Origin of the sequence: Duganella sp. CT11-25, from assembly GCF_047302815.1 — a bacterium.
In the GTDB taxonomy this organism is placed as follows: Bacteria; Pseudomonadota; Gammaproteobacteria; order Burkholderiales; family Burkholderiaceae_D; genus Rugamonas.
Genome location: NZ_JBKBFD010000001.1, coordinates 251,107 through 273,742, shown reverse-complemented (window position 1 = coordinate 273,742; position 22,636 = coordinate 251,107). Strand labels below are relative to the sequence as shown.

The window sequence follows — 22,636 nt, the reverse complement described above, 5'->3', positions numbered from 1 at the left end:
AGCATGATCACTACACATCAAAACGGCACGACCATCACCGTGATGCTGGCGGCGCGCGCGATCAATCCGCTGAGCCGCCTGTTCCAGCGCGAACTGGCGGCGCTGATCGACAAGCTGGAAGCCCAGAGGCAGCAGCTGTCCGGCGTGATACTCGGCTTCCACGCGGAGGCCGCCGGTTCCGACCACGAGCTGGAACACCTGATGGCGCTGACGCCGGCGCAGGCCGGCGACTGCATGCACATGCTGGGCGCCTACAACGCGCTGCTGCGGCGGCTGGAAAGCCTGGGCATCCCGGTGGTCGCCACGCTGGGCGGCGCCGTCGGCGGCCACGCGCTGGGATTGGTGCTGGCCTGCCATCGGCGCGTCAGCCTGGCCGACGCCACTTACTGCCTGCCGCAAGTGCACCTGGGCTTGACGCCGGTGGCCGGCGAGATCGCCCGCACCGTGCGCCTGGCTGGCTTGCAGGCCGCCATGCCGCTGCTGATCGAAGGGGCGACGCTGGACGCCGCGCAAGCGCTGCAGGCGGGCCTGATCCACGCGGTGGCCGAGGACGAGGCGCAAGCCGCGCAGCTGGTCGGCGCGGCGATCGGGACCGCCCCGGTGCAGCCCTGGGAAGCCAAGGGATTCCGCCTGCCGGGCGGCGAACTCGCCTCGGCGCCGATGCAGGCCTTGCTGCAGGTGGCGCCCGCCATGCTGCGCGCGCGCACCGGCGGCCATGCGCCGGCGCCGGAGGCCATCCTGTGCGCGATGGTGGAGGGCCTGCAGGTCGATTTCGACAGCGCGCTGCTGATCGAGAGCCGCTATTTCTGCCAGACCGCGATCAGTCCCGTGGCGCGCAACCTGATGCGGCTGAGCCAGATCCGCGCCGATACCGGCACGCCGGCCGCCGCGCAGTTCGGCGGCATCCTCAGCGCCGCGCTGGAATACGAAGCCTGCGCGCTGCGGGAAGAAGGCGTGCCGGAAGCGCTGCTGCGCAACGCCGCGCGCGCCGCCGGCCTGGCGCCGCTGCCGTCGCCTGCGCCGGCGACGGAACCGGCATCGGCCGCAGTCGCCGATAGCGCGCCCCTGCCCGCCTTCGACGACATCCGCGACCGCCTGCTGTACGCCATGACCATCGCCGCGCTGCGCAGCGTCGGCCGCGGCGTGCCGGCCAGCCGCGACGAGGCCGACCTGATCTCGGTGCGGGTCTGCGGATATCCCGCCCACACCGGCGGCGCGATCCGGTTTGTTCAATACGCGGGCAAAGACACATTTGCCGGACGCGCCGCCGCGCTTGGCCCGCGCTTTGCGTTGCCGCTCAACTGGGATGCCTGACGTGCCCCAAGCTGCCTTCGAAAGCAGCATGTTTCCCTCTATGGCGCCGTTTTTCGATGTAACTCAACAGTTTTCTGTAAAAGTCGCAGGGATGTTGTCATTTTTCATGTAATTTCACTCTCATCAGTGATACATTTCGTTCTGGTTTTGCAAGATTCGAGCAGCCACGTCACATAAATATTTAAAAGATAATATCCTGCGATGCCATCCAGCCTTACATCCCAGCCGCGACATGAATTGGATAACCTCATGGAGGAGGCTGGCGATGTTGTATTCCGCGTGAACCAGCTCGGCCAGCTGCTGTTTGCCAGCCAGCGCGCCAGCGCGCGCATCGGCGGCGGCGTGCCGCTGGCCGGCAGCGCCCTGGCCCGGCTGGTGACGGACGCCGACCAGGCGCCGCTGGCCGCCGTGCTGACCGAGGTGGTCGAATCGCGCGCCCCGCGCCTGCTGGAAGTGCGCATCAAGACGCCGGAGGCCGATGTCTGGCACGAGCTGCGCGTGTCCTGCTACACCAGCCAGCACGAGGCCGCCGAGCTGCTGATCGTCGGCCGCGACATGACCATCCAGCACGCGACCGAGGAACGCCTGCGCCACATGGCCACCCACGACGCCTTGACGGAGCTGCCGAACCGCCTGCTGCTGTCGGACCGCATGCGCATGGTGATCGCCAATGCACGCCGTTCCGGCCAGGGCTTCTCGGTCGCCACCATCGGCCTCGATGGATTCAAGAAGGTCAACGACGGCCTCGGTCATCCGATCGGCGACGCGCTGCTGCGCATGGCCGCCGGCCGCCTGCGCAAGACCCTGCGCGACAGCGACACCCTGGCTCGCGTCGGCGGCGACGAATTTGTCGCCATCCTGCCCGGTACCGCTACCGAAGCGCAGATCAAGCTGGTCACCGGCCGCTTGATCGCCACGCTGCAGTCGCCGTTTGAAATCGAAAACCACACGATCTATGTCGGCGCCTCGGTCGGCGTCTCGGTCTATCCGCAGCATGCGGAAGACGAGGTGCGCCTGATCGCGCTGGCCGACGCCGCCATGTCGCGCGCCAAGGAAACCGGCAAGGCGCGCTGCGTGGTCTACAGCCAGGCCCACGCCGGCCCGCCGGAGCACGACATCTCGCTGGAAGCGGCGATGTTCCAGGCGGTGCGCGAAGGCGAGTTCCTGCTGTACTACCAGCCCATCGTCGACGCCCGCACGCGCGAGATCCAGGGCTTCGAGACGCTGATGCGCTGGAAACACCCGACCTTGGGCATGGTGCCGCCGGCCCGCTTCATTCCGATCGCCGAGACCAATGGCCTGATCAACCTGCTCGGCGCCTGGGCCCTCAAGGCGGCCTGCGTGCAGCTCAAGCAGTTCGAGGAGGTGGCCAAGCGCAGCCTGTACATCTCTGTTAATATCAGCCCGCGGCAATTCCGCAATGATAAATTTCTCGATGTGCTGGACGATGCCATCGCCTTTTCCGGCCTACTTGGTGAGCAATTGGTTTTAGAAATCACAGAAGGCACGCTGATGATCGACCCGGTGCACGCCGAGTCCATCCTGTCCAAGATGGCCGAACGCAGCGCCCGCATCGCGATCGACGATTTCGGCACCGGCTATTCGTCGCTGGCCTACCTCAAGCGCTTCCCCATTTCCGTGCTGAAGATAGACCGCACCTTCATCCGCGACCTGCCAGGCTCGCAGAAGGATGGTGCGATCTGCAACGCGGTGCTGGACCTGGCCAAGCACCTCGATTTATCGGTGGTGGCCGAGGGCGTCGAAACCGAAGAACAAATGCAGTATCTCGAACAGCGCGGCTGCCAGTACATCCAGGGTTACCTGACCGGCAAGCCGATGCCCGCCAACGTGGCGCTGGCGGCGCTCAAGGAAAGCATCCACGTCAACGTGGTGCCGCCTGAACTGCGCCAGGTGGTTCAATGACGGGCGGTTTCAAAGCCAGCACGCCGCAGGGCGACGCCACGCTGGCCCAGTTATGGGAGTGCACGCGCCGGCGCGGCGACATGCCGGGCTTCGCCAAGGCCATCACCGCCATCCTCGGCGCCATGCGCGGCGAGGACGAGCAGGAATTCAACATGACCCGTACCGTGCTGTCCGATCCGGTGCTGACCCAGAAGGTGCTGCGGCTGGCCAACAGCGGCATGTACTCGGCCTTCGGCCAGCATGTCAACACCGTCAGCAAGGCGGTGCTGGTGCTGGGCACGGAGGCCATCGGCCACCTGGCGCTGGGATTGAAACTGATCGAGGAACTGGCGGCGACGTCGAGCGACACCACCATCGCCCACATCGAAATGGAAAAGGCCGTGCTGGCCGGGATCGTGGCGCAGCAGATCGCCTACGCGGCCGAAAGCCGCCACGGCGAGGAAGCCGTGGTGTGCTCGATGCTGCACACGCTGGGCCGCATGATGCTGACCTTTTACATGCCTGAACGCTGGCACGAGCTGCAGCGCCTGGCCGACCAGGAGGCGCGCACCGTCGACCAGACGGCGCCAGGGCTGCTTGGCCTGAGCATGGAGGAAGTCGGCCACGCCGCCGCCCTGCACTGGGGCTTGCCGAAGTCGCTGATCGACGGCATGCGCAGGCTGCCGCCGCCGGAACCGGGCGCGGAAGTGTCGCCGTCCGACTGGATCGCCGGCCTGTCGACCATGTCGGCGCTGTGCGCTGAATCGCTGTGGCATGACGACGCCGCCGGCGCCGCCGCGGTGCACGAGCTGACCCAAAGCTATTCCGGCATGCTGGGCGTGGAGCCAGCCAGCCTGATGCACGCCATCGAGCAGGCCAAGGTGGTGGCGGCCAACGACCTGACCATCGCGCCGCTGTCGCGTCCCGCCGAACGCCGCGCCAAGGCGCTGGCCAAGACGCGCCAGCGCGCCGCCGGCAACAAGATCCTGCTCAGCGGCCTGTCCGACATGCGCGACGTGCTCGATACCGCCAGTCCTGGCCAGATGGTGCAGATCGCGCTGGAGACCGTGTACAAGGGCCTGGACTTCTCGCGCGCGGTGGCCTTCGTCCGCAACCGCAAGGAGAACCAGTACTCGGCCAAGATCAGCTTCGGCGACGGCACCAGGGAATTGCTGAACGCGATGACCTTCGACGACAACTACGAGCCGAACGTATTCCACGCCGCGCTCAATAGCGACCGCGTAATCTTCATCGAGAACGCGCGCGACGCCAAGTTCGCGGCCAAGCTGCCGCTGTGGTGGAAAAGTTCGCTGTCCGAGGCGCGCAGCTTCGTCATCCTGCCGCTGTCGGCCAACGGCCAGCCGGCCGGTTTCCTGTACGGCGACTGGGACGATTCCTTCCCGCCGATCTCGCTGAGCGCCACCGAGTTCTCGCTGCTGAACGACATGCGCGCGCTGGTGGTGCGGGCGGTCGAGCGACGCCACAAGGTGGAAACGGTCAGCCGCTAGTCAATACGTATCGCGCTGCTGCCAGCGGAACGACAGCATCGCGGCCAGCGCCGACAGCAGCGCCAGCACGGCCGCCACGTAGTACACCGACTCCGCTCCCGCCCTCTCCCACCACTGCGCCAGGAACAAGCCGCCCAGCGAGCCGCCGATGCCGTAGGAGATGCTCATGTACAGCGCCTGCCCGCGCGCCTGCAGCGGCCCGGAGAACCAGCGCTGCAAGGTCATCACCGACGACGAGTGGTGCAGCGCGAAGGTGGCCGCGTGCATCACCTGCGCCACGATCAGCAGCCATAGCATGTGCGAGCCGGCGCCTATCATCACGAAGCGCGCCACGGCGACGCCCAGCGCCAGGTACATCATGCGCATCGCGCCCCAGCGCTTGAACAGCGGCGCCTGAAAATAGAACAGCAGCACCTCCGCCAGCACGCCCAGCGACCACATGGCGCCGATCACGGTCTTGCTGTAGCCGCTGCGCTCAAGGTAGAGCGAGTAAAAGGTGTAGAGCGAGGCGTGGGCCGACACCATCAGCGCGGTCGACAGGAAGAAGGCGAGCACCTCGCGCCGGCGCAGCAAGGCGCGCAGCAGCGGCGGCGCGTCCTTGTGCACGCGGCGCGGCACGTCGCGCAGCCGGAACGCGGCCAGGATGGTGAACACCAGCAGCGCGGCGGCCACCCACGGCAGCGTCATGATGCCGTAGTGTTCCAGCGCGATCGAGGCCAGGGTCACCGAGACGATGAAGCCGATCGAACCCCACATGCGGATGCGGCCGTAGTACGTGAGGTCGCCCTTCATCTCGGACAGCATCAGCGCCTCGCAGATCGGCGCCTGGCCGCTGGTGAACAGGTTGAGGACGACCATGGCCAGCATGAAGTGGCCGAAGCTGCTGCCGAAGAAGAAGCCCGAGAAGCCCGCCAGCGCGGCGAAGCCGGCCACCCGCAGCACCAGCACGCGGCGGTCGTAGTGGTCGGCGACATGGCCCCAGACGTTGGGGCCGACGATGCGCAGCACCTGGATCATCGACATCAGCACGCCGATCTGCGCCACCGTCATGCCCTTGTCGGCGAAGAACAGCGTCGCGTAGGTGCTCCAGGTGCCCGCGTGCGCGTAGTAGCAGAAGAGGAATAAGGCGAAGCTGAAGGCTTGTACCGGCACCGCTTATCGGGTCGAAGGCGGGGCGATATTCGGGGTCGCGACCTTGACGTCGCCGCACTGGGCGCGGTGCATCAGCGCGTGGTCGATCAGCACCAGCGCCAGCATGGCCTCGGCGATCGGCGTGGCGCGGATGCCGACGCACGGGTCGTGGCGGCCGAAGGTTTCGACCAGCACCGGATTGCCCTCCTTGTCGATCGAGTGGCGCGGCGTGCGGATCGACGAGGTCGGCTTGATGGCGATCGACACCGTGATGTCCTGGCCGGTCGAGATGCCGCCCAGCACGCCGCCGGCGTTGTTGCCGATGAAGCCGGTCGGGGTCAGCTCGTCGCCGTGCTCGGTGCCCTTTTGCGCCACCGACTTGAAGCCGGCGCCGATTTCCACGCCCTTGACGGCGTTGATGCCCATCATCGCATAGGCGATGTCGGCGTCCAGCTTGTCGTAGATCGGCTGGCCGAGACCGACCGGGATGTTTTGCGCGATGACGTCGATGCGGGCGCCGATCGAGTCGCCGGCCTTGCGCAAGTCGTCCATCGCCGCCTCCATGCGGGCGATCAGGCCGGCGTCGCCGCTGGCGGCGAAGAACGGGTTGTCATGCACATGCTTCCAGTCCTGGAACGGCACGGCGATGTCGCCGAGCTGGCTCATGCAGCCCTTGAACACGGTGCCGTATTGCTGGTTCAGCCACTTCTTGGCGATCGCCGCCGCGCCGACCACGGGCGCCGTCAGGCGCGCCGACGAACGGCCGCCGCCGCGCGGATCGCGGACGCCATATTTGTGCCAATAGGTGTAATCTGCATGACCGGGACGGAAGCTTTCGGCGATATTGCCGTAATCCTTGCTGCGCTGGTCCTCATTGCGGATCAGCAACGCGATCGGCGTGCCGGTGGTCACCCCCTGGTACACGCCCGACAGAATCTCCACCGTGTCCGACTCCTGGCGCTGCGTCACGTGGCGCGATGTGCCCGGTTTGCGACGGTCCAGTTCCGGCTGGATGTCCGCTTCCGACAAAGGCAGTCCCGGCGGGCAGCCATCGATCACACAACCAATCGCGGGACCGTGCGACTCACCAAAAGTAGTAACAGAAAACAATTTGCCAAAAGTATTGCCGGACATAGGAAGAGAATCTTTGGAAAAAGGTGGAAAGTCCCTAATTCTACCAGCCAGCCGCCGGTGGCGTCCTGCCCGCATAATAATTTCCACAAAGCAAGTTTCGCTTGGTAAAATATCATTCTTTTGATACAAGTATGGTGAAACTTGCACATCGGTCCGCAAGGTTCGGCTGAAAGCATGGGAAATCTGCGTTCTTTCTAACAATCCGCTATATACTTGAACGCAAGAACACCGAGAAATCCTGGAGAAGCTACACATGCCCCCATCGATCACACCCCTTGAGCAATCCAAGGACGATCAAGACGATCTGGTATTCTTAGAAGAGCATCCGGCCGCGCCCGCCACGACGGGCGCGCGCAACGTTTGGCGGGTCATGATCATCGATGACGACGAAGACGTCCATTCGACCACCACGTTCGCGCTCGGTAACCTCGACATGCAACATCGTCCGCTCGAATTCGTGCATGCGTATTCGGCCGGGCAGGCGCGCGAGCTGCTCAAGCACGAGCCGGAAATCGCCGTCATCCTGCTCGACGTGGTGATGGAGCAGGACGACGCCGGCCTGCACCTGGTGCGCTATATCCGCGAAACGCTGAAACTGGCCGACGTCCGCATCATCCTGCGCACCGGCCAGCCCGGCTACGCGCCGGAAATCGACGCCATCCGCGATTTCGACATCAACGACTACAAGACCAAGTCCGAGCTGACCCGCATCAAGCTGTTCACCACGGTGACGGCGGCGATCCGCTCGTATGAACAAATCCGCAAGATCAACGACAGCCGGCGCGGCCTGAACCAGATCGTCCACGCCAGCACCCTGCTGATGGCCCTGCACGGCGTGCAGAACTTCGCCGTCGGCGTGCTGGCGCAGATCGGCGAACTGCTGGGCCAGGACGCCAGCGGCGTGCTGTGCGTGCAGGAATGCCCGGACAGCGGCTGCCACGAACTGATGGTGATGGCCACCGCCGGCGCCTATCGCCACCTGGACAACCTCACGCTGACCATGCGCAGCGACCAGCGCATCCACGACGCGATGGAACTGGCGCTGGCCCAGCGCCGCAACGTCTACGGCGCGGATTTCGTCACGCTGTACTTCGCCGGCAAGGCCAGCCGCGACTTCGTCGCCTTCCTGGACATGGGCCGCGCCACCACCGAGATCGACGAGCGCCTGCTGGAAGTGTTCTGCAGCAACGTCGCCGTCGGCCTCGACAACGTCGAGCTGGTGACGCACCTGCACAACGCCGCCTTCTACGATCAATTATCGAAGCTGCCCAACCGCACCCGCCTGGTCGAGATCCTGGACGCCACGCTGGCCGGTCCGGCGCGCGACGAGGCCACGCTGTCGCTGGTCGACCTCGACCACTTCGCCGAAACCAACGACGCGCTGGGCCACCAGTTCGGCGACATGCTGCTGGTCGCGGTGGCCGGCCGGCTGCAGTCGGAGCTGGGCGGCCAGCTGACGGTGGCGCGCATCGGCGGCGACATCTTCTGCGTGCTGGGCGACTCGTCGCAAGTCAATCCGGGCAATATCCTGGCGCTGTTCCAGCGCCCCTACAGCATCGACGGCCAGGACGTGCAGCTGTCGGCCACGCTGGGCCTGGTGCGCCTGGTCGAGCACGAAGGCAGCGGCGCCGACGCGCTCAAGGACGCCGACATCGCGCTCAAGCGCGCCAAGTCGCAGCAGCGCGCCGGCCACTTCTACTTCTCGCGCTCGATGGGCGTCGAGATCCGCGAGCGGGTGCGCATGATGCACGCGTTGCGCACGGCGTTCGGCCAGAACCAGCTGTTCGTGGTGTACCAGCCGCAGATCGACCTCGCCACCCGCCGCCCGGTCGGCGCCGAGGCGCTGCTGCGCTGGCAGACGCCGGACGGCAAGTTCATCTCGCCGGACCGCTTCATCCCGATCGCCGAGTATTCGGGCCTGATCATCGACCTCGGCGAATGGGTGCTGCGCACCGCCTGCCGCGAGCTGGTCGACCTGCGCAAGGCCGGCCACCAGGACTTCATGATGTCGATTAACGTCTCGCAGGTGCAGTTCCGCCATCCGCACTTCCTCGAGATGCTGCGCAAGGCGCTGGAGGACACCGGCGCCCCGCCCGAGCACATCGAGCTGGAGATCACCGAATCGATGGCGATGGAAGAGCCCGACCTGCTGATCAAGATGCTGGGCCAGATCAAGCAGACCGGCGTCAGCATCGCGATCGACGACTTCGGCACCGGCTTCTCGTCGCTGTCCTACCTGCAGCGGCTGCAGATCGACCGCCTGAAAATCGACCGCGCCTTCGTCACCGAGATCACCGGTTCCGCGCGCGGCAGCAGCATCGCCGAGATGGTGATCCAGCTGGGCCGCAACCTGGGCCTGGCGGTGATCGCCGAAGGCGTCGAGGACGAGCGCCAGGCGCAGATCCTGCAGGCCCTGGGTTGCCCGCTGGCGCAAGGCTTCCTGTTCGCACGGCCGATGACGGCCACGGCGCTGAACGGCTGGCTGAGCAACGATGCGCTGGAGGGCGCGGCCTGATCCACTCGTTTCGGCACCAATAAAAAAACGCCATGCGGCCCGGGCCGCATGGCGTTTTTTTGTGGGCGGCGCCGGTTAGTCGGCGTTTTGCTCGGCCGGCCAGTCGCGGATGTAGGCTTTCAGCATGCGGTTCTCGAAGCTCTGCGCTTCCAGCACCGCGCGCGCCACGTCGTAGAACGAGATCACGCCGAGGATGGTTTTGGCGTTCATCACCGGCAGGTAGCGCGCATGCTTTTCCAGCATGATGCGGCGCACCTCGTTGACTTCAGTGTCCGGCGTGACGGTGATCGGATGGTCGTCCATGTGCTTGCGCACCGTGCCGCCGCCGACGGTGCCGGCGTTGTCGTGCAGCGCCCGCAGCACTTCGCGGAAGGTCAGCATGCCGACCAGATCGCCAAACTCCATGACCACCAGCGAACCGATGTCCTTCTCAGCCATCGTATTGGCGGCGTCCGCCAAAGGTTGATCTGGAGAAATAGTGTAAAGGATGCTGCCTTTAACCTGAAGAATTTCGGAGACTTTCATTTTGGGCCGTCCTGTCCGCTGATATAGGCTTTGTGAATGAAGGGAGTTCTAGTTATTGTAGCCTTATAGCGAATGTAGCCTATGCCCGGTAAAAAATCCAGCGCTGCGGATAAGCAAATCGCAACATTTTTGCGGTGCTGTTGTCCACGCGCGATTCGGGTTAGGATGCCCTGCATACCTATAACTCCACCGAGACAATATGAGCGGTCCCAAATACCCCGGTTTCGACACCCAGTCGCTGCACGCCGGCGCGGCGCCCGACCCGACCACCGGCGCGCGCGCCACGCCGGTCTACTTCACCTCCTCGTTTGCGTTTAAAGACTCCGATCATGCGGCGTCGCTGTTCAATATGGAGCGCGCGGGCCACGTGTATTCGCGCATCTCCAATCCCACCAACGCCGTGCTGGAAGAGCGCATCGCCGCGCTGGAAGGCGGCGTGGCCGGCATCGCCACCGCCAGCGGCCAGGCCGCCATGCACCTGGGGCTGTGCACGATCGCCGGCGCCGGCTCGCACATCGTCGCCTCGCGCGCGCTGTACGGCGGCTCGCACAACCTGCTGGCCTACACGCTCAAGCGCTTCGGCATCGACACCACCTTCGTCGATCCGCGCGACCTGGACGCCTGGCGATCCGCGATCCGCCCCAACACCAAGGTGCTGTTCGCCGAAACGCTGGGCAATCCGGGGCTGGACGTGCTGGACATCGGCGCGGTCGCCGCGCTGGCGCATGAGCAGCACCTGCCGCTGATGATGGATTCGACCTTCACCACGCCCTACCTGCTGCGGCCTTTCGAGCATGGCGCCGATCTGGTGTTCCACTCGGCGACCAAGTTCCTGTGCGGGCACGGCACCGCCATCGGCGGCCTGCTGGTGGACGGCGGCACCTTCGACTGGCACAACGCCTACGAGCGGACCGGCCGCTTTGCCGAGCTATGCGAGCCGTATAACGGCTTCCACGGCATGGTCTTCGCCGAGGAGTCGACCGTGGCGGCGTTTGCGCTGAGGGCGCGGCGCGAAGGCTTGCGCGACTTCGGCGCCGTCATGAGTCCGCACAACGCCTTCGCCGTGCTGCAGGGCGTGGAGACGCTCAGCCTGCGCATGGACCGGCACGTGGCCAACACGCGCAAGGTGGTCGAGTTCCTGCTGGCGCATCCCGCCGTGGAATCGGTGTCCTATCCGGAACTGCCATCGCACCCGGACTACGAGCTGGCCAAGCGCCTGCTGCCCAAGGGCTGCGGCGCGGTCTTCTCTTTCAGCCTGAAAGGCGACCGCGCGGCGGGCCGGCGCCTTGTCGACAGCCTCAAGGTGTTCTCGCACCTGGCCAATGTCGGCGATGCCAAGTCGCTGGTGATCCATCCGGCATCGACCACGCACTTCCGCGTGCCGTCCGAGCAGCTGGCGGCGGCCGGCATCACCGAAGGCACGATGCGCCTGTCGGTCGGGCTGGAAGACGCCGACGACCTGATCGAAGACCTGGCGCGCGGCCTGAAGCTGTCGCAGAAGGGAGCCTGAGATGCTGCTGACAGTCCAAGGCGTCGACGCCTATTGCTACACCGGCGGCAAGCCGTTCAATCCAGCCTTGCCGACCGTGGTCTTCATCCACGGCGCGCAAAACGACCATTCGGTATGGATTTTGCAGACCCGCTACTTCGCCCATCACGGCTACGGCGTGCTAGCGGTGGACCTGCCGGGACACGGCCGCAGCAAGGGCACGGCCAAGGCCAGCGTGCCGGAACTGGCGGACTGGCTGCTGGAGGTACTGGATGCGGCGGGCGTGCAAAAGGCCGCGCTGTTCGGCCACAGCATGGGATCGCTGATCGCGCTGGAGGCATCGTTCAAGGCGCCGCAGCGCGCCAGCCACCTGGCGATGATAGGCTCGACCTATCCGATGACAGTCTCGGACGCGCTGCTGGAAACCTCCCGCAGCGACGAGCAAAGCGCGATCGACATGGTCAACATCTGGTCGCACTCGTCGATCGCGCAAAAGCCGTCCTGCCCCGGGCCGGGATTCAACACCATGGGCGGCGCGCGGCGGCTGATGCAGCGCATCTCGCAGATCAATCCGGCGCAGGTGTTCCATACCGATTTCGCGGCCTGCAACGCCTATGCCAACGGCGAAGCGGCCGCGCAGGCGGTACGCTGCCCCACCCTGTTCCTGTTCGGCGCGCGCGACATGATGACGCCGCCAAAATCCACCAGGCTGCTGACCTCCACCATCGCCCACGCCAAGGTGGAGACGGTGGACAGCGGCCATTCGCTGATGAGCGAGCAGCCGGACGCGGTGCTGGACGCGCTGTTCAGTTTTGCGGGAACCTGAAGCGGATAAGCGGTTCGCAGCCTGTATAACTGTAGCGGTCTATCGACCGATACAGCATGGGTCTGTGTCCTTGCTCTTGTGCCTTGTGCCGGCCGCGCCGTGCTCATAGACTGGGCCCGTTCCCAAACTGTGAAGGCATCGCATGACCGAACTCCTGCCCTTGATAAGCTATTGCTTCGTGATGTCGGCCACGCCCGGGCCGAACAACGTCATGCTCGCCACCACCGGCGCCAATTTTGGCGGTCGCGGCGCGCTGCCGGTCGTCCTGGGCATCCAGGCCGGCATGTTCGTGCAAACCTTGCTCATGTGCGTCGGGCTGGGTACTGTCTTTGATACCTACCCATTGGCGCATCAGGTGCTGCGGATCGCGGGATCGTTGTACCTGGTGTTTTTGGCCTGGAAGCTCAGCGGGGCATCGGCGGGCGCGGCGCAGGCGCCCAAGGCGGTGTCGTTTGCCCAGGCTACGATATTTCAAGCGCTTAACCCCAAGAGCTGGGTCAAGGCCGTTACCGTAGCCTCGGTGTTCATGCCCGCAGGGCAAAATACGGTCGCCGATGCGCTGCTGGTCGCGGCGATAGGCACCGCCGTGGGGGCACCCTGCAATGCCATGTGGGCGCTGTTTGGCGTCTCGATTCGCCACTTGCTGAAAGATCCACGCAAGCAGCGCATCTTCAACTTGACGATGGGCGCCATCCTGCTGGTCCTGGCCGTCATGTTTTTGCGCTAGACTCTCGCCATGTTCACCATCGACCGCTCCTCTCCCATCGCCCTGTCCAAGCAGATTGAGGCGCAACTGCGCCACATGGTCGAGAGCCGGGCTCTGCCTGGCGGCACCAAGCTGATGTCGATACGCCAGCTCGCCACCCAGCTAGCCGTCAGCACGAATACCGTGGTGGTCGCCTATGACAGGCTGGTCGCCGCAGGCGTCATTGATACACATGGCACTGCGGGCTTTTTTGTGTGCACACCTAACGACGCCGGCAAGTCAATTCCCGATGAGGTCGCGCTGGAAGCGGGCGAGGAACAAGAGCCGGTCTGGTTGGCGCAGCAGGCCAACGATCAGCGCGCCGGCATCTTGTTGGCCAGCAGTGGCGCCTTGCCGCCAACCTGGCTGCAGGACGCGGTACCGGCCAGCGCCGTGCAAAAGGCCTTGACGCGCAGCGCCGCAGGCATGGCCTCGCGCTGTCCACCGCAAGGGCTGCCGGAGCTGCGCGAGCACATCGCCTTGCTATTGCGCGGCATCGGCATTGCCGCTGACGCCGGCCACATACTCACGACCTTTGGCGGCACCCATGCGATCGACCTGATTTGTCGTAGTTTCTTACAAGCTGGCGACACCGTGCTGGTGGAGGATCCCGGGTACTTCCTGATGTTCGGCCGGCTGCGCCAGGATGGCATACGTTTGGTGCCCATCAAGCGCGGTCCCGATGGCCTCGACCTGGATGCATTGGAGGCCGCCTGCCGCGAACACCGTCCACGCCTGCTGTTTGTGCAAACGGCCCTGCATAATCCCACCGGCTGGAGCAGCAGCGCCGCCAATTTACACAAGGTCTTGATACTGGCGCAGCAACATGGCTTCCTGATCGCCGAAGACGACGTGCATGGTCATTTCCAGCAAGGCCACAGTACGAGGCTGGCATCACTGGCGGGGCTTGACGGCGTAATCTACTACTCCAGTTTTTGCAAGGCGCTGAGCCCCGCTTTGCGGATGGGCTATCTCGCCGCCGCCCCTGCCCTGCTCAGAGTGCTGATGCGCACCAAGATTCACTCCATCATGACGATGCCGGCGCTGAACGAATATGTACTGCTGGAAGTCCTCCGGGCCGGCAACCTGCGCAAGCACCTGGACCGTCTGCAACGCAAGATCATGGCGGCACGCAACACCAGCGCGCAGCAATTGCGCGCGGCGGGCGTGCTGTTCGAGCAGCCCGGCGACGCGGGCATCTTCTTGTGGGGCACCATGCCGGAAGGCCTGGACGTTGACTTGGTGGTGCAAGACGCCTACCGCAACAATATTCTGCTGATGCGGGGTGCCGCCTTCTCGGCAAACGACACGCCCGACCAGCACATCCGCTTCAATGTCGCGTTCAGCCAGCATCCCCGCCTGAGCAACTACCTGCAAGAACGCTTGCAAGCCGTGGCGGGAGCGCGTTCAAGCCTGGCGCGCGCCAGCGGCGCGGTTCGTTCGGGCGCTTGAACGAACGCTTACCGGCAGTCGAGCGGGCCGAAATGGTCGGCCAGGGTTTTACCCAGGCCTGTTTCGACGGCGGTTTCCACTTCGCGCGCCAGCGACGCGGCTTCGCGCGCGGCGTGCAAGTCGCGTTCGTCGTCGCTGACCGCCACCACGCCGGCGTTGATCGGCATGCCGGCAAACACGAACAGGCGGTAGACATCGGCCAGGGTCAGCTTGTCCAGGTTGGCCAGGATGACCCAATGATCGGCGCCATCGCTGACGCGCTTGCCCCACTGGACCCGCGCCGGCGCGGACACCGGCACGCGCCCCACCCAGCCCTCGGCCATCATGCGCTCCAATAGATTGTCCATTTCATCGAAGCCCAGGCGCGTGCGCGAGCGGATCGCGCCGGCGCTGACCAGCGCCGTGTCGCCGCATTTGCAGGCCACGTGCAGCACCTTGAGGATCGCCATCGCGTCGACGAATTCGCCGCCGGGCTGCGCTTCATGCCACCAGCGCTCGTACTTCACCACCGGCAGCGCGGCCACCAGCAAGGCGCCGACCAGCGTGATCAGCCACGAGACATAGACCCACAGCAGGAACAGCGGCAAGGCCGCCAGCGCACCGTAGATCTTCGAATAGGTCGGGAACTGCGTGATGAATACCGCGAAGCCGCGCTTGGCCAGCTCGAAGGCCAGGCCGGCCACCAGGCCGCCCCAGGCCGCGTCGTACCAGTCGACGTCGCGATTGGGCACGGCGACGTACAACAGCGTGAAACCGGCCGTGGTCAGCGCCAGCGACACCACGGTGTAGATCAGCGCGCCCAGCACCGGCACATGGCCCACCAGGTCGCTGGTGGCCATGAACACCTGCGACGACAGCGTCAGCGAGACGCCGATCAGCAGTGGGCCCAGCGTCAGGATGGCCCAGTAGACCAGGATGCGCCGGGTCCAGCTGCGCCGCGCGCGCACGCGCCAGATGCGGTTGAACACGCGCTCGATCAGGTTCATCATCGCGATCGAGGTGAAGATCAGCGCCACCGCGCCCACCGCCGACAGCCGCGTGGCCTTGGAGGCGAACATGGTCAGGTAATTGAGGATGGTGCTCGAAATCGACTTCGGCATCACGCTCTGGACGAAATACGCCTCCAGCGAGCTGCGGAAGGTGTTAAACAGCGGGAAAGTGGTGAAGATCGCCAGCGCGATGGTCAGCAGGGGCACCAGCGCAAACACGGTGGTGAAGGTCAGGCTGCCGGCGACCTGCGGCAGGCTCTCCTCGCGCAGGCGGCGATGGGCGAACAAAAACAGGTCCCGCACCTCGGGCCAGGACAGCGAGCGCATGGTCTCCAGGCCGCTGCGGCAGGTACGGAACAGATACTGAAAAATCGGGCGTATATATTTTGCGGACATGAGGGATAATCGAATTACAAAAGTGGCAACGATGCCACCCGCTAAAGCGCCCTATAATACCGCTGATGAACCCACCTAATCTGATTATTCTCGTATTGTTTTACTCACGTCACGGCGCCACGCGCAAATTGGCTGAGCTGATCGCCCAGGGCGTCGAGAGCGTACCGGGCTGCGACGCCCGCCTGCGCACGGTTCCCGCCGTGTCGACCGTGGCCGAGGCGACCGAGCCGGACGTGCCGGCCGAAGGCGCTCCCTACGTCGAACTGGACGACCTGGACGAATGCGCCGGACTGGCCGTGGGCTCGCCCACCCGCTTCGGCAACATGGCCTCGGCCATGAAGTATTTCTGGGACGGCACCGCCAGCCAGTGGCTGTCCGGCGCGCTGGCGGGCAAGCCGGCCTGCGTGTTCACCTCCACCGGCAGCCTGCACGGCGGCCAGGAGTCGACGCTGCTGTCGATGATGATACCGCTGTTCCACCACGGCCTGATGGTGCTCGGCCTGCCGTACACGAACCCGGAACTGATGACCACCGCCAGCGGCGGCACGCCGTATGGCGCCAGCCACTGGGCCGGACTTGACGGCAAGAAGAGCATCACCGAAGATGAAAGACGCCTGGCCATCGCGCTGGGCCGGCGCCTGGCCGAGACGGCCGTCAAACTCCGCGCCGCAGCCTGATCGGAGACGCAAGATGGAAAACACTATGCAGAAGTATTTTCACTGGGGCGCCATCGGCAGCCTGGTGACGCTGATTATCTGGTGCGTGCTGTGGGAGGCGGTGCTGGCGCCGCTCAAGCCGGGCGGCTCGTGGCTGGTGCTGAAGGCCGCGCCGCTGCTGCTGCCGCTGTACGGCGTCTGGAAGCGCGACATCTACACGCTGCAGTGGACCTCGATGATGATACTGCTGTACTTCACCGAGGGCGTGGTGCGCGGCTGGAGCGACACCGGCAGCCTGTCGTCGTGGCTGGGCTGGGGCGAGGCGCTGATCGTCTGCGTCTACTTCGTCTGCGCCGTGATGTATCTGCGTCCTTACAAGAAGGCGGCAAAGAAGCTGGCCAAGGAACTGCTCGATAAGGTGAAGGTCTCGACCGTCAAATGATGGACTTCCTCGCCCAATGCCGCGCCGTTTTGGGCGACGCCTACGTACTCGATACGGCGGCCGACATGGCGCCCTTCCTCACCGATTGGCGCGGCCGCTTTACCGGCAAGGCCGCCGCCGTGCTGCGCCCCGGCACGGTGGAGCAAGTGGCGGCGCTGGTGCGCGCCTGCGCCGACCATCGGGTGGCATTGGTGCCGCAAGGCGGCAACACGGGCCTGGTGCTCGGCAGCGTGCCCAATGCCAGCGGCACGGCCGTGGTGCTGTCGCTGGCCCGCCTGAACACCATCCGCCAAATCGATACGGTCAACCGCACCATGACGGTCGATGCCGGCTGCATACTCCAGCAGATCCAGGAAGCGGCGGCGGCGCAAGGCTGTTTGTTCCCGTTGTCGCTGGCGGCAGAAGGCAGCTGCACCATCGGCGGCAACCTGTCCACCAACGCGGGCGGCACGGCGGTTCTCCGCTATGGCAATACGCGCGAACTGTGTCTCGGGCTGGAGGTCGTCACGCCGCAGGGCGAGATCTGGAGCGGGCTGCGCGGCCTGCGCAAGGACAATACCGGCTATGACCTGCGCGATTTGTTCATCGGCGCCGAGGGCACGCTGGGCATCATCACCGGCGCGGTGCTCAAGCTCTACCCGCAGCCCAAGGCCAGCATCACCGCGCTGGCGGCCGTGCCCTCGCCCGCCGCAGCCCAGCAGTTGCTGGTGCTGATGCAGGATCACTGCGGCTCCAGCCTGACCGGCTTCGAGTTGATGTCGCGGTTCTGCCTGGACCTGGTGGCACGCGAGTTCCCGCAGCTGCCCAAGCCATTCGCTATGCCGCATCCACAGTACGTGCTGCTGGAGCTGTCGAGCAGCGAATCGGAAGAGCATGCGGTCGGCCTGCTGGAACGCTCGATCGGCGCCGCGCTTGAGCGCGATGTCATCGCCGATGCGGTGGTGGCGACCTCGGTGGCGCAATCGGCCGGGCTGTGGCAACTGCGCGAGCATATCCCGCTGGCGCAGGCCAAGGCCGGCAAAAACATCAAGCACGATATCTCGCTGCCGGTATCGCGCATCGCCGACTTCATCGCCGTCACCGGACCTCAGCTGGAAGCGGCCTTCCCCGGCTGCCAGCTGGTGTGCTTTGGCCACCTTGGCGACGGCAACCTGCACTACAACGTCGCGCCGCCGGACGGCATCTCCAATGAAGCGTTCCTGGTCAACCAGGACAAGGTGAACCGCGTCGTGCATGACAGCGTGGTCAGTTTCGGTGGCTCGATCTCGGCCGAACATGGCATCGGCGCGTTGAAGCGCGACGAACTGGCCCACTACAAGCCGGCGGTGGAGCTCAACATGATGCGAGCCATCAAGGCAGCGTTGGACCCGCTGGGTATCATGAATCCCGGCAAAGTCATTTAAGCGAGGATGAGATGAAAACCTGTGCTGCTGTCATGTTGTCATTCGCCGCGCTGGCGGCGCAAGCCCAGACCGTCCACAAATGCACGGTGGACGGCAAGGTCAGCTACAGCGACCAGCCTTGTCCCGCCAGCGCCGGCGCCAAGGCGGTCCTGGACGTGCAGGCCGCGCCGGCCGCCGATCCCGACGCCATCAAGGCGGTCCGCCAGCAGAAAAAACAGGCCGACGCGCTGGAGAAGTCCCGCCTCAAGCGCCAGGACAAAGACGAGCGTGAAGACGCCAGGGCCGCGCAGGCGGCCGCCGTGCAGCGCAAGAAATGCGGCAAGCTCAAACTGAACAAGCAATGGGCGGACGAAGACGCCCGCCGCGCCACCGGTGGCGCGGCCGAAGCGGCCAGGCTCAAGGCCAAGCGCGCCGGTGAAGCAATGGCGCTGGAGTGTCCGCACTGATGCACGACCAGGTCCCGGCGGCACCCGTCCCCGCAACGCCGGCCGCCTCGATGCGGCGCCTGTCGCGCTGGCTGCTGCTGGGCGAATGGCGCGCCCACCCGGCGCGGGCGCTGGTGGCGATCGCCGCCATCGCGGTCGGCATCTCGCTCGGCTTCGCCATCCACCTGATCAACGCGGCCGCCTTCAACGAATTCTCGTCTGCCATCAAAGGCCTGTCCGGCGTGGCCGATGTGCAGGTGCGCGGCACCGAGCCATTCTTCGACGAAGCGGTCTACCCGCTGCTGGCGCGGCGCGACGGCGTGGCGGTCGCATCGCCGGTGCTGGAGTTCGACGCCTCCGTGCCGGGCCAGCGCACGGCGCTCAAGATCATCGGCATCGACGTTTTCCGCGCCGGCTTCATCTCGCCCGACCTGATCGGCGTGCCGGCCGGGAGCGACGTCGCCGACACCCTGGCCGACGACACCGTATTCCTGTCGCCCGCCGCGCAGCAATGGCTCAAGCCCGCCGCCGGCCAGTCGCTCACGCTGCAAGTCGGCACCCATCCGCTACAGTTGCGCATGGCCGGTTCGCTGCAACGCGCCCGCGCCGGCCAGCGCATCGGCGTGATGGACCTGGGCGCCGCGCAATGGCGCTTCGACAAGGTCGGGCAGTTGTCCCGCGTCGACCTCAAACTGCGCGACGGCGTCAATCGCGACGCCTTCAAGGTCCGGCTGGAACAGCAGCTGCAACGCGACTACCCCGGCCGCTTCCGCGTCAATCAGCCCAACGACGAAGAGCAGAACAGCCGTAATGAAGGCATGAGCCGCGCCTACCGCGTCAATCTGACCGTGCTGGCGCTGGTCGCACTGTTCACCGGCGCCTTCCTCGTATTCTCGACGCAGGCGCTGTCGGTGATACGCCGCCGCAGCCAGTTTGCGCTGCTGCGCGTGCTGGGCATGGACCGTCAGCGGCTGCTGCGCCAGATCCTGATCGAGGGCCTGAGCCTCGGTATCGCCGGTTCCGCCATCGGCATCGCCGCCGGCTACGGCATGGCCGCGGCGGCGCTGCACTTCATGGGCGCGGACCTGGGCGCGGGCCTTTTCTCCGGCGTGCAGCCGCAGGTGCAGTTCGCACCGGTCGCCGCCGTGGTCTACTTCGCGCTCGGCGTCGGTGTCGCCTTGCTGGGCTGCGCCGCGCCGGCGCTGGACGCCGCGCGCGCCAAGCCGGCCGTCGCGCTCAAGTCCGGCACCGAGGAAGCGGCGATGTCGCGCCTGTCCAAAGCCTGGCCGTCGCTGCTGAGCATCGCGCTGGCCGCGCTGCTGTCGCAGGCGCCGCCGGTGTTCGAGCTGCCCCTGTTCGGCTACCTGTCGATCGCGCTGCTGCTGATCGGCGCCATCGCCTTGATGCCGCGACTGGCCGCCATCGTGTTCCGCTTCGCGCACCGGCGCTGGAGCGCCGTCACCGCCGACCAGCCCGGCGCCTCGCCGGTGCTGACACTGACGCTGGCCCGCCTGGCCAACGCCTCCAGCCAGGCCGGCATCGCGCTGGGCGGTGTGCTGTCCAGCTTCAGCCTGATGGTGGCGATGGCCATCATGGTCGCCAGCTTCCGCGTCTCGCTGGACGACTGGCTGCTGCACATCCTGCCGGCCGATCTCTACGTCAGCACCGCCAGCGGCGGCGCCACGGCCGGCCTGCGGCCGCAGGAACAAGCCGCAATCGCCGCCTTGCCCGGCGTCGCCAGCGTCGATCTCCTGCGCACGCGCGCCGTCTCGCTGGATGCCGCGCGGCCTCCCGTGATGCTGATGGCGCGTAACGTCGATGCCGCCGATCCGGGCCGCTCGCTGGCCATCGTCGGCGCCACGCAAGTTCCCGGCCCCGGCGCACCGCCGCCGGTGTGGGTCTCGGAAGCGATGGTGGACCTGTACGACATGGCGGTCGGGAAGCGCATCGAACTGCCGCTCAACGGCGCGCTGCATGCCTTCCAAGTCGCCGGCGTCTGGCGCGATTACGCGCGGCCCACCGGCACCATCCAGATGCGCCTGAGCGACTACCGCGCCATCACCGGCGATCTCGATGCCAGCGGCGTCGCCCTGATGCTCAAACCCGGCGTCAAGGCCGGCGAAACGGAACAGGCGTTGAAGCAGCTGCCGTTCGGCGCCACGCTGGACGCCAGTGCGCCGTCCGAGATCCGCGCCATGAGCATGAAGGTGTTCGACCGCAGCTTCGCCATCACCTACCTGCTGGAGGCGATCGCCATCGTCATCGGCCTGTTCGGCGTGGCGGCGACCTTCTCCGCGCAGACGCTGGCCCGCGCCAAGGAATTCGGCATGCTGCGGCACGTCGGCGTCACGCGCGGCCAGATCCTGTCGATCCTGGCCATCGAAGGCGGCGCGCTGACGGGCCTGGGCATCGCCACCGGCTTCGCGCTGGGCTGGGTCATCAGCCTGATACTGGTTTTTGTCGTCAATCCGCAGTCCTTCCACTGGACCATGCAGTTGCACCTGCCCTGGCCCCTGCTGGCTACCGTGGCCGGCCTGCTGCTGGCCGCCGCCGCCCTGACCGCGCTGCTGGCCGGGCGCCAGTCATTGTCCGGCGGACCGATACGCGCAGTCAGGGAGGATTGGTAATGCGGAACCGCTTACGCACATGGGCTGCCATCCTGGCTGCCATCGCCATGCTGGCCGCGCTGCCCGCGCAGGCCGCCGCGCCCGAATTCAAGCCGGTCGTGCCGCTGCCGCCCGCCGCCACGCTGCAATTCCCCGCCGACTACGGCGCCCATCCCGATTACAAGACCGAATGGTGGTACGTCACCGGCTGGCTCAATACCGCCGACGGCAAGCCGCTGGGCTTCCAGGTCACTTTCTTCCGCAGCGCCACCGGGCATGACCGCGCCAATCCGAGCCGGTTCGCCCCCAAGCAGCTGATCGTCGGCCATGCCGCGCTGTCCGATCCGGCCAACGGCAAGCTGCTGCACGACCAGCGCAGCGCGCGAGAAGGCTTCGGCCTGTCCTACGCCAAGGTCGGCGACACCGACGTCAAGCTGGACGACTGGCGCATGGTGCGCGCCGCCGACGGCAGCTACGCCATCCACGTCGACGCCCCCAACTTCGCCTTCGACATCAAGCTGACTTCCTCGCAGCCCGCGCTGATACAGGGCGAACGGGGCTTTTCCCGCAAAAGCGCGCAGCCCATCCACAGCAGCTACTACTACAGCGAGCCGCAGCTGCGCGCCAGCGGCAGCGTCACGCGCGCCGGCAAGGCCGCCGCCGTCACCGGCGCCGCCTGGCTGGACCACGAATGGTCGAGCGACGCCCTCGATCCCGACACCGTCGGCTGGGACTGGATAGGCGCCAACCTGGACGACGGCGGCGCGCTGATGGCTTTCCAGGTCCGCGACAAGACAGGTGCTAAACTATGGGCGCACGCGACATGGCGCGATGCATCCGGTAGAATCACGCAGTATTCGCCGGACCAGGTCAGTTTTACCCCGCAAAGGCGGTGGCGTTCGCCCCGCACCAATGCCGAGTATCCCGTCGCGACCCAGCTCTCCACAGGCAGCACCGTTTGGGAGATCGTGCCATTACAGGACGATCAGGAGCTCGATTCGCGCCGGTCCACCGGCGCGGTGTACTGGGAAGGCGCGGTAACGCTCGGCAGGGATGGAAAGACCGCCGGCCGCGCCTACCTGGAAATGACGGGTTATGTTCGACCGATGAAACTGTAGTGAAAATAATCAGCACAATATTTAGCCATACGAATCGTCACCAAAGCATACTTACCGAAA

18 protein-coding genes are annotated in these 22,636 nt (G+C 65.9%); 14 read left to right on the top strand and 4 right to left on the bottom strand.

All coding sequences use genetic code 11. The features are described from left to right. Window positions 1–3 precede the first annotated feature (3 nt). From ACEN9F_RS01075 to ACEN9F_RS01065, 3 genes are all read left to right on the top strand, one after another. Window positions 4–1,314: an enoyl-CoA hydratase-related protein gene (locus ACEN9F_RS01075; protein WP_413416955.1), complete on the top strand. Its 1,311-nt coding sequence runs from the start codon at window positions 4–6 to the stop codon at window positions 1,312–1,314. Between the two features lie 249 nt (window positions 1,315–1,563). After that, window positions 1,564–3,237, top strand: a complete 1,674-nt coding sequence (locus tag ACEN9F_RS01070; protein ID WP_413416953.1) for a putative bifunctional diguanylate cyclase/phosphodiesterase — start codon at window positions 1,564–1,566, stop codon at window positions 3,235–3,237. After that, window positions 3,234–4,724: an HDOD domain-containing protein gene (locus tag ACEN9F_RS01065; protein WP_413416951.1), complete on the top strand. Its 1,491-nt coding sequence runs from the start codon at window positions 3,234–3,236 to the stop codon at window positions 4,722–4,724. Before ACEN9F_RS01070 ends, ACEN9F_RS01065 begins: the two co-directional genes overlap by 4 nt. Here the strand turns inward: ACEN9F_RS01065 and ACEN9F_RS01060 are convergent, their stop codons facing one another. Together ACEN9F_RS01060 and aroC are read right to left on the bottom strand one after the other, a co-directional pair. Beyond that, window positions 4,725–5,876: an MFS transporter gene (locus ACEN9F_RS01060; protein WP_413416949.1), complete on the bottom strand. Its 1,152-nt coding sequence runs from the start codon at window positions 5,874–5,876 to the stop codon at window positions 4,725–4,727. It lies immediately after the preceding gene. A 3-nt stretch (window positions 5,877–5,879) separates the two neighbouring features. After that, window positions 5,880–6,989, bottom strand: coding sequence for a chorismate synthase (gene aroC, locus ACEN9F_RS01055; protein ID WP_413416947.1), 1,110 nt, complete (start codon window positions 6,987–6,989; stop codon window positions 5,880–5,882). A 253-nt stretch (window positions 6,990–7,242) separates the two neighbouring features. On the opposite strand from aroC, the gene ACEN9F_RS01050 reads away from it, so the two are divergent. Continuing rightward, complete coding sequence (locus tag ACEN9F_RS01050; RefSeq protein ID WP_413416945.1) at window positions 7,243–9,504, top strand: putative bifunctional diguanylate cyclase/phosphodiesterase; 2,262 nt, start codon at window positions 7,243–7,245, stop codon at window positions 9,502–9,504. A 75-nt stretch (window positions 9,505–9,579) separates the two neighbouring features. Here the strand turns inward: ACEN9F_RS01050 and ACEN9F_RS01045 are convergent, their stop codons facing one another. Then, window positions 9,580–10,029 carry a CBS domain-containing protein gene (locus tag ACEN9F_RS01045; RefSeq protein WP_413416943.1) on the bottom strand — a complete coding sequence of 150 codons (450 nt, stop codon included), beginning with the start codon at window positions 10,027–10,029 and terminating at the stop codon, window positions 9,580–9,582. Between the two features lie 199 nt (window positions 10,030–10,228). On the opposite strand from ACEN9F_RS01045, the gene ACEN9F_RS01040 reads away from it, so the two are divergent. The 4 genes from ACEN9F_RS01040 (at window position 10,229) to ACEN9F_RS01025 (ending at window position 14,541) form a co-directional block, all read left to right on the top strand. Continuing rightward, window positions 10,229–11,539 (top strand): O-acetylhomoserine aminocarboxypropyltransferase, encoded by a 1,311-nt coding sequence (locus ACEN9F_RS01040; RefSeq protein ID WP_413416941.1) that lies wholly within the window; start codon window positions 10,229–10,231, stop codon window positions 11,537–11,539. Between the two features lies 1 nt (window position 11,540). Beyond that, the gene (locus ACEN9F_RS01035) at window positions 11,541–12,344 is read left to right on the top strand and encodes an alpha/beta fold hydrolase (protein WP_413416939.1); all 804 of its coding nucleotides are present in this window, start codon (window positions 11,541–11,543) and stop codon (window positions 12,342–12,344) included. A gap of 142 nt (window positions 12,345–12,486) precedes the next feature. Continuing rightward, window positions 12,487–13,071 carry a LysE family translocator gene (locus ACEN9F_RS01030; RefSeq protein WP_413416937.1) on the top strand — a complete coding sequence of 195 codons (585 nt, stop codon included), beginning with the start codon at window positions 12,487–12,489 and terminating at the stop codon, window positions 13,069–13,071. Between the two features lie 9 nt (window positions 13,072–13,080). After that, on the top strand, window positions 13,081–14,541 hold the full coding sequence (locus ACEN9F_RS01025; RefSeq protein WP_413416935.1) for a PLP-dependent aminotransferase family protein: 1,461 nt from the start codon (window positions 13,081–13,083) through the stop codon (window positions 14,539–14,541). An 8-nt stretch (window positions 14,542–14,549) separates the two neighbouring features. Here ACEN9F_RS01025 and ACEN9F_RS01020 read toward each other — a convergent pair whose 3' ends face one another. After that, entirely contained in the window at window positions 14,550–15,926 is a 1,377-nt protein-coding gene (locus ACEN9F_RS01020) for a YihY family inner membrane protein (protein ID WP_413416933.1), read from the bottom strand. Window positions 15,927–15,991: 65 nt separating this feature from the next. Here ACEN9F_RS01020 and wrbA point away from each other — a divergent pair, with 65 nt between their 5' ends. The 6 genes from wrbA to ACEN9F_RS00990 are packed head-to-tail and all read left to right on the top strand — an operon-like array spanning window position 15,992 to window position 22,576. Then, window positions 15,992–16,603, top strand: coding sequence for an NAD(P)H:quinone oxidoreductase (wrbA, locus tag ACEN9F_RS01015; RefSeq protein ID WP_413416931.1), 612 nt, complete (start codon window positions 15,992–15,994; stop codon window positions 16,601–16,603). Between the two features lie 13 nt (window positions 16,604–16,616). Beyond that, the gene (locus ACEN9F_RS01010) at window positions 16,617–17,024 is read left to right on the top strand and encodes a DUF2069 domain-containing protein (RefSeq protein WP_413416929.1); all 408 of its coding nucleotides are present in this window, start codon (window positions 16,617–16,619) and stop codon (window positions 17,022–17,024) included. Beyond that, the gene (locus tag ACEN9F_RS01005) at window positions 17,021–18,427 is read left to right on the top strand and encodes an FAD-binding oxidoreductase (RefSeq protein ID WP_413416927.1); all 1,407 of its coding nucleotides are present in this window, start codon (window positions 17,021–17,023) and stop codon (window positions 18,425–18,427) included. Before ACEN9F_RS01010 ends, ACEN9F_RS01005 begins: the two co-directional genes overlap by 4 nt. A 32-nt stretch (window positions 18,428–18,459) precedes the next feature. Beyond that, window positions 18,460–18,873 (top strand): DUF4124 domain-containing protein, encoded by a 414-nt coding sequence (locus tag ACEN9F_RS01000; RefSeq protein WP_413416925.1) that lies wholly within the window; start codon window positions 18,460–18,462, stop codon window positions 18,871–18,873. Beyond that, window positions 18,873–21,479: an ABC transporter permease gene (locus tag ACEN9F_RS00995; protein WP_413426930.1), complete on the top strand. Its 2,607-nt coding sequence runs from the start codon at window positions 18,873–18,875 to the stop codon at window positions 21,477–21,479. The genes ACEN9F_RS01000 and ACEN9F_RS00995 overlap by 1 nt, the downstream gene beginning before the upstream one ends. Then, window positions 21,479–22,576: a lipocalin-like domain-containing protein gene (locus ACEN9F_RS00990; RefSeq protein WP_413416923.1), complete on the top strand. Its 1,098-nt coding sequence runs from the start codon at window positions 21,479–21,481 to the stop codon at window positions 22,574–22,576. The genes ACEN9F_RS00995 and ACEN9F_RS00990 overlap by 1 nt, the downstream gene beginning before the upstream one ends. Window positions 22,577–22,636 lie beyond the last annotated feature (60 nt).

Coding starts and splice junctions, on each gene's coding strand:
- ACEN9F_RS01075 (WP_413416955.1), top strand. CDS start 4: ATGATCACTACACATCAAAACGGCACGACCATCACCGTGATGCTGGCG.
- ACEN9F_RS01070 (WP_413416953.1), top strand. CDS start 1,564: ATGGAGGAGGCTGGCGATGTTGTATTCCGCGTGAACCAGCTCGGCCAG.
- ACEN9F_RS01065 (WP_413416951.1), top strand. CDS start 3,234: ATGACGGGCGGTTTCAAAGCCAGCACGCCGCAGGGCGACGCCACGCTG.
- aroC (WP_413416947.1), bottom strand. CDS start 6,989: ATGTCCGGCAATACTTTTGGCAAATTGTTTTCTGTTACTACTTTTGGT.
- ACEN9F_RS01050 (WP_413416945.1), top strand. CDS start 7,243: ATGCCCCCATCGATCACACCCCTTGAGCAATCCAAGGACGATCAAGAC.
- ACEN9F_RS01045 (WP_413416943.1), bottom strand. CDS start 10,029: ATGAAAGTCTCCGAAATTCTTCAGGTTAAAGGCAGCATCCTTTACACT.
- ACEN9F_RS01040 (WP_413416941.1), top strand. CDS start 10,229: ATGAGCGGTCCCAAATACCCCGGTTTCGACACCCAGTCGCTGCACGCC.
- ACEN9F_RS01035 (WP_413416939.1), top strand. CDS start 11,541: ATGCTGCTGACAGTCCAAGGCGTCGACGCCTATTGCTACACCGGCGGC.
- ACEN9F_RS01030 (WP_413416937.1), top strand. CDS start 12,487: ATGACCGAACTCCTGCCCTTGATAAGCTATTGCTTCGTGATGTCGGCC.
- ACEN9F_RS01025 (WP_413416935.1), top strand. CDS start 13,081: ATGTTCACCATCGACCGCTCCTCTCCCATCGCCCTGTCCAAGCAGATT.
- ACEN9F_RS01020 (WP_413416933.1), bottom strand. CDS start 15,926: ATGTCCGCAAAATATATACGCCCGATTTTTCAGTATCTGTTCCGTACC.
- wrbA (WP_413416931.1), top strand. CDS start 15,992: ATGAACCCACCTAATCTGATTATTCTCGTATTGTTTTACTCACGTCAC.
- ACEN9F_RS01010 (WP_413416929.1), top strand. CDS start 16,617: ATGGAAAACACTATGCAGAAGTATTTTCACTGGGGCGCCATCGGCAGC.
- ACEN9F_RS01005 (WP_413416927.1), top strand. CDS start 17,021: ATGATGGACTTCCTCGCCCAATGCCGCGCCGTTTTGGGCGACGCCTAC.
- ACEN9F_RS01000 (WP_413416925.1), top strand. CDS start 18,460: ATGTTGTCATTCGCCGCGCTGGCGGCGCAAGCCCAGACCGTCCACAAA.
- ACEN9F_RS00995 (WP_413426930.1), top strand. CDS start 18,873: ATGCACGACCAGGTCCCGGCGGCACCCGTCCCCGCAACGCCGGCCGCC.
- ACEN9F_RS00990 (WP_413416923.1), top strand. CDS start 21,479: ATGCGGAACCGCTTACGCACATGGGCTGCCATCCTGGCTGCCATCGCC.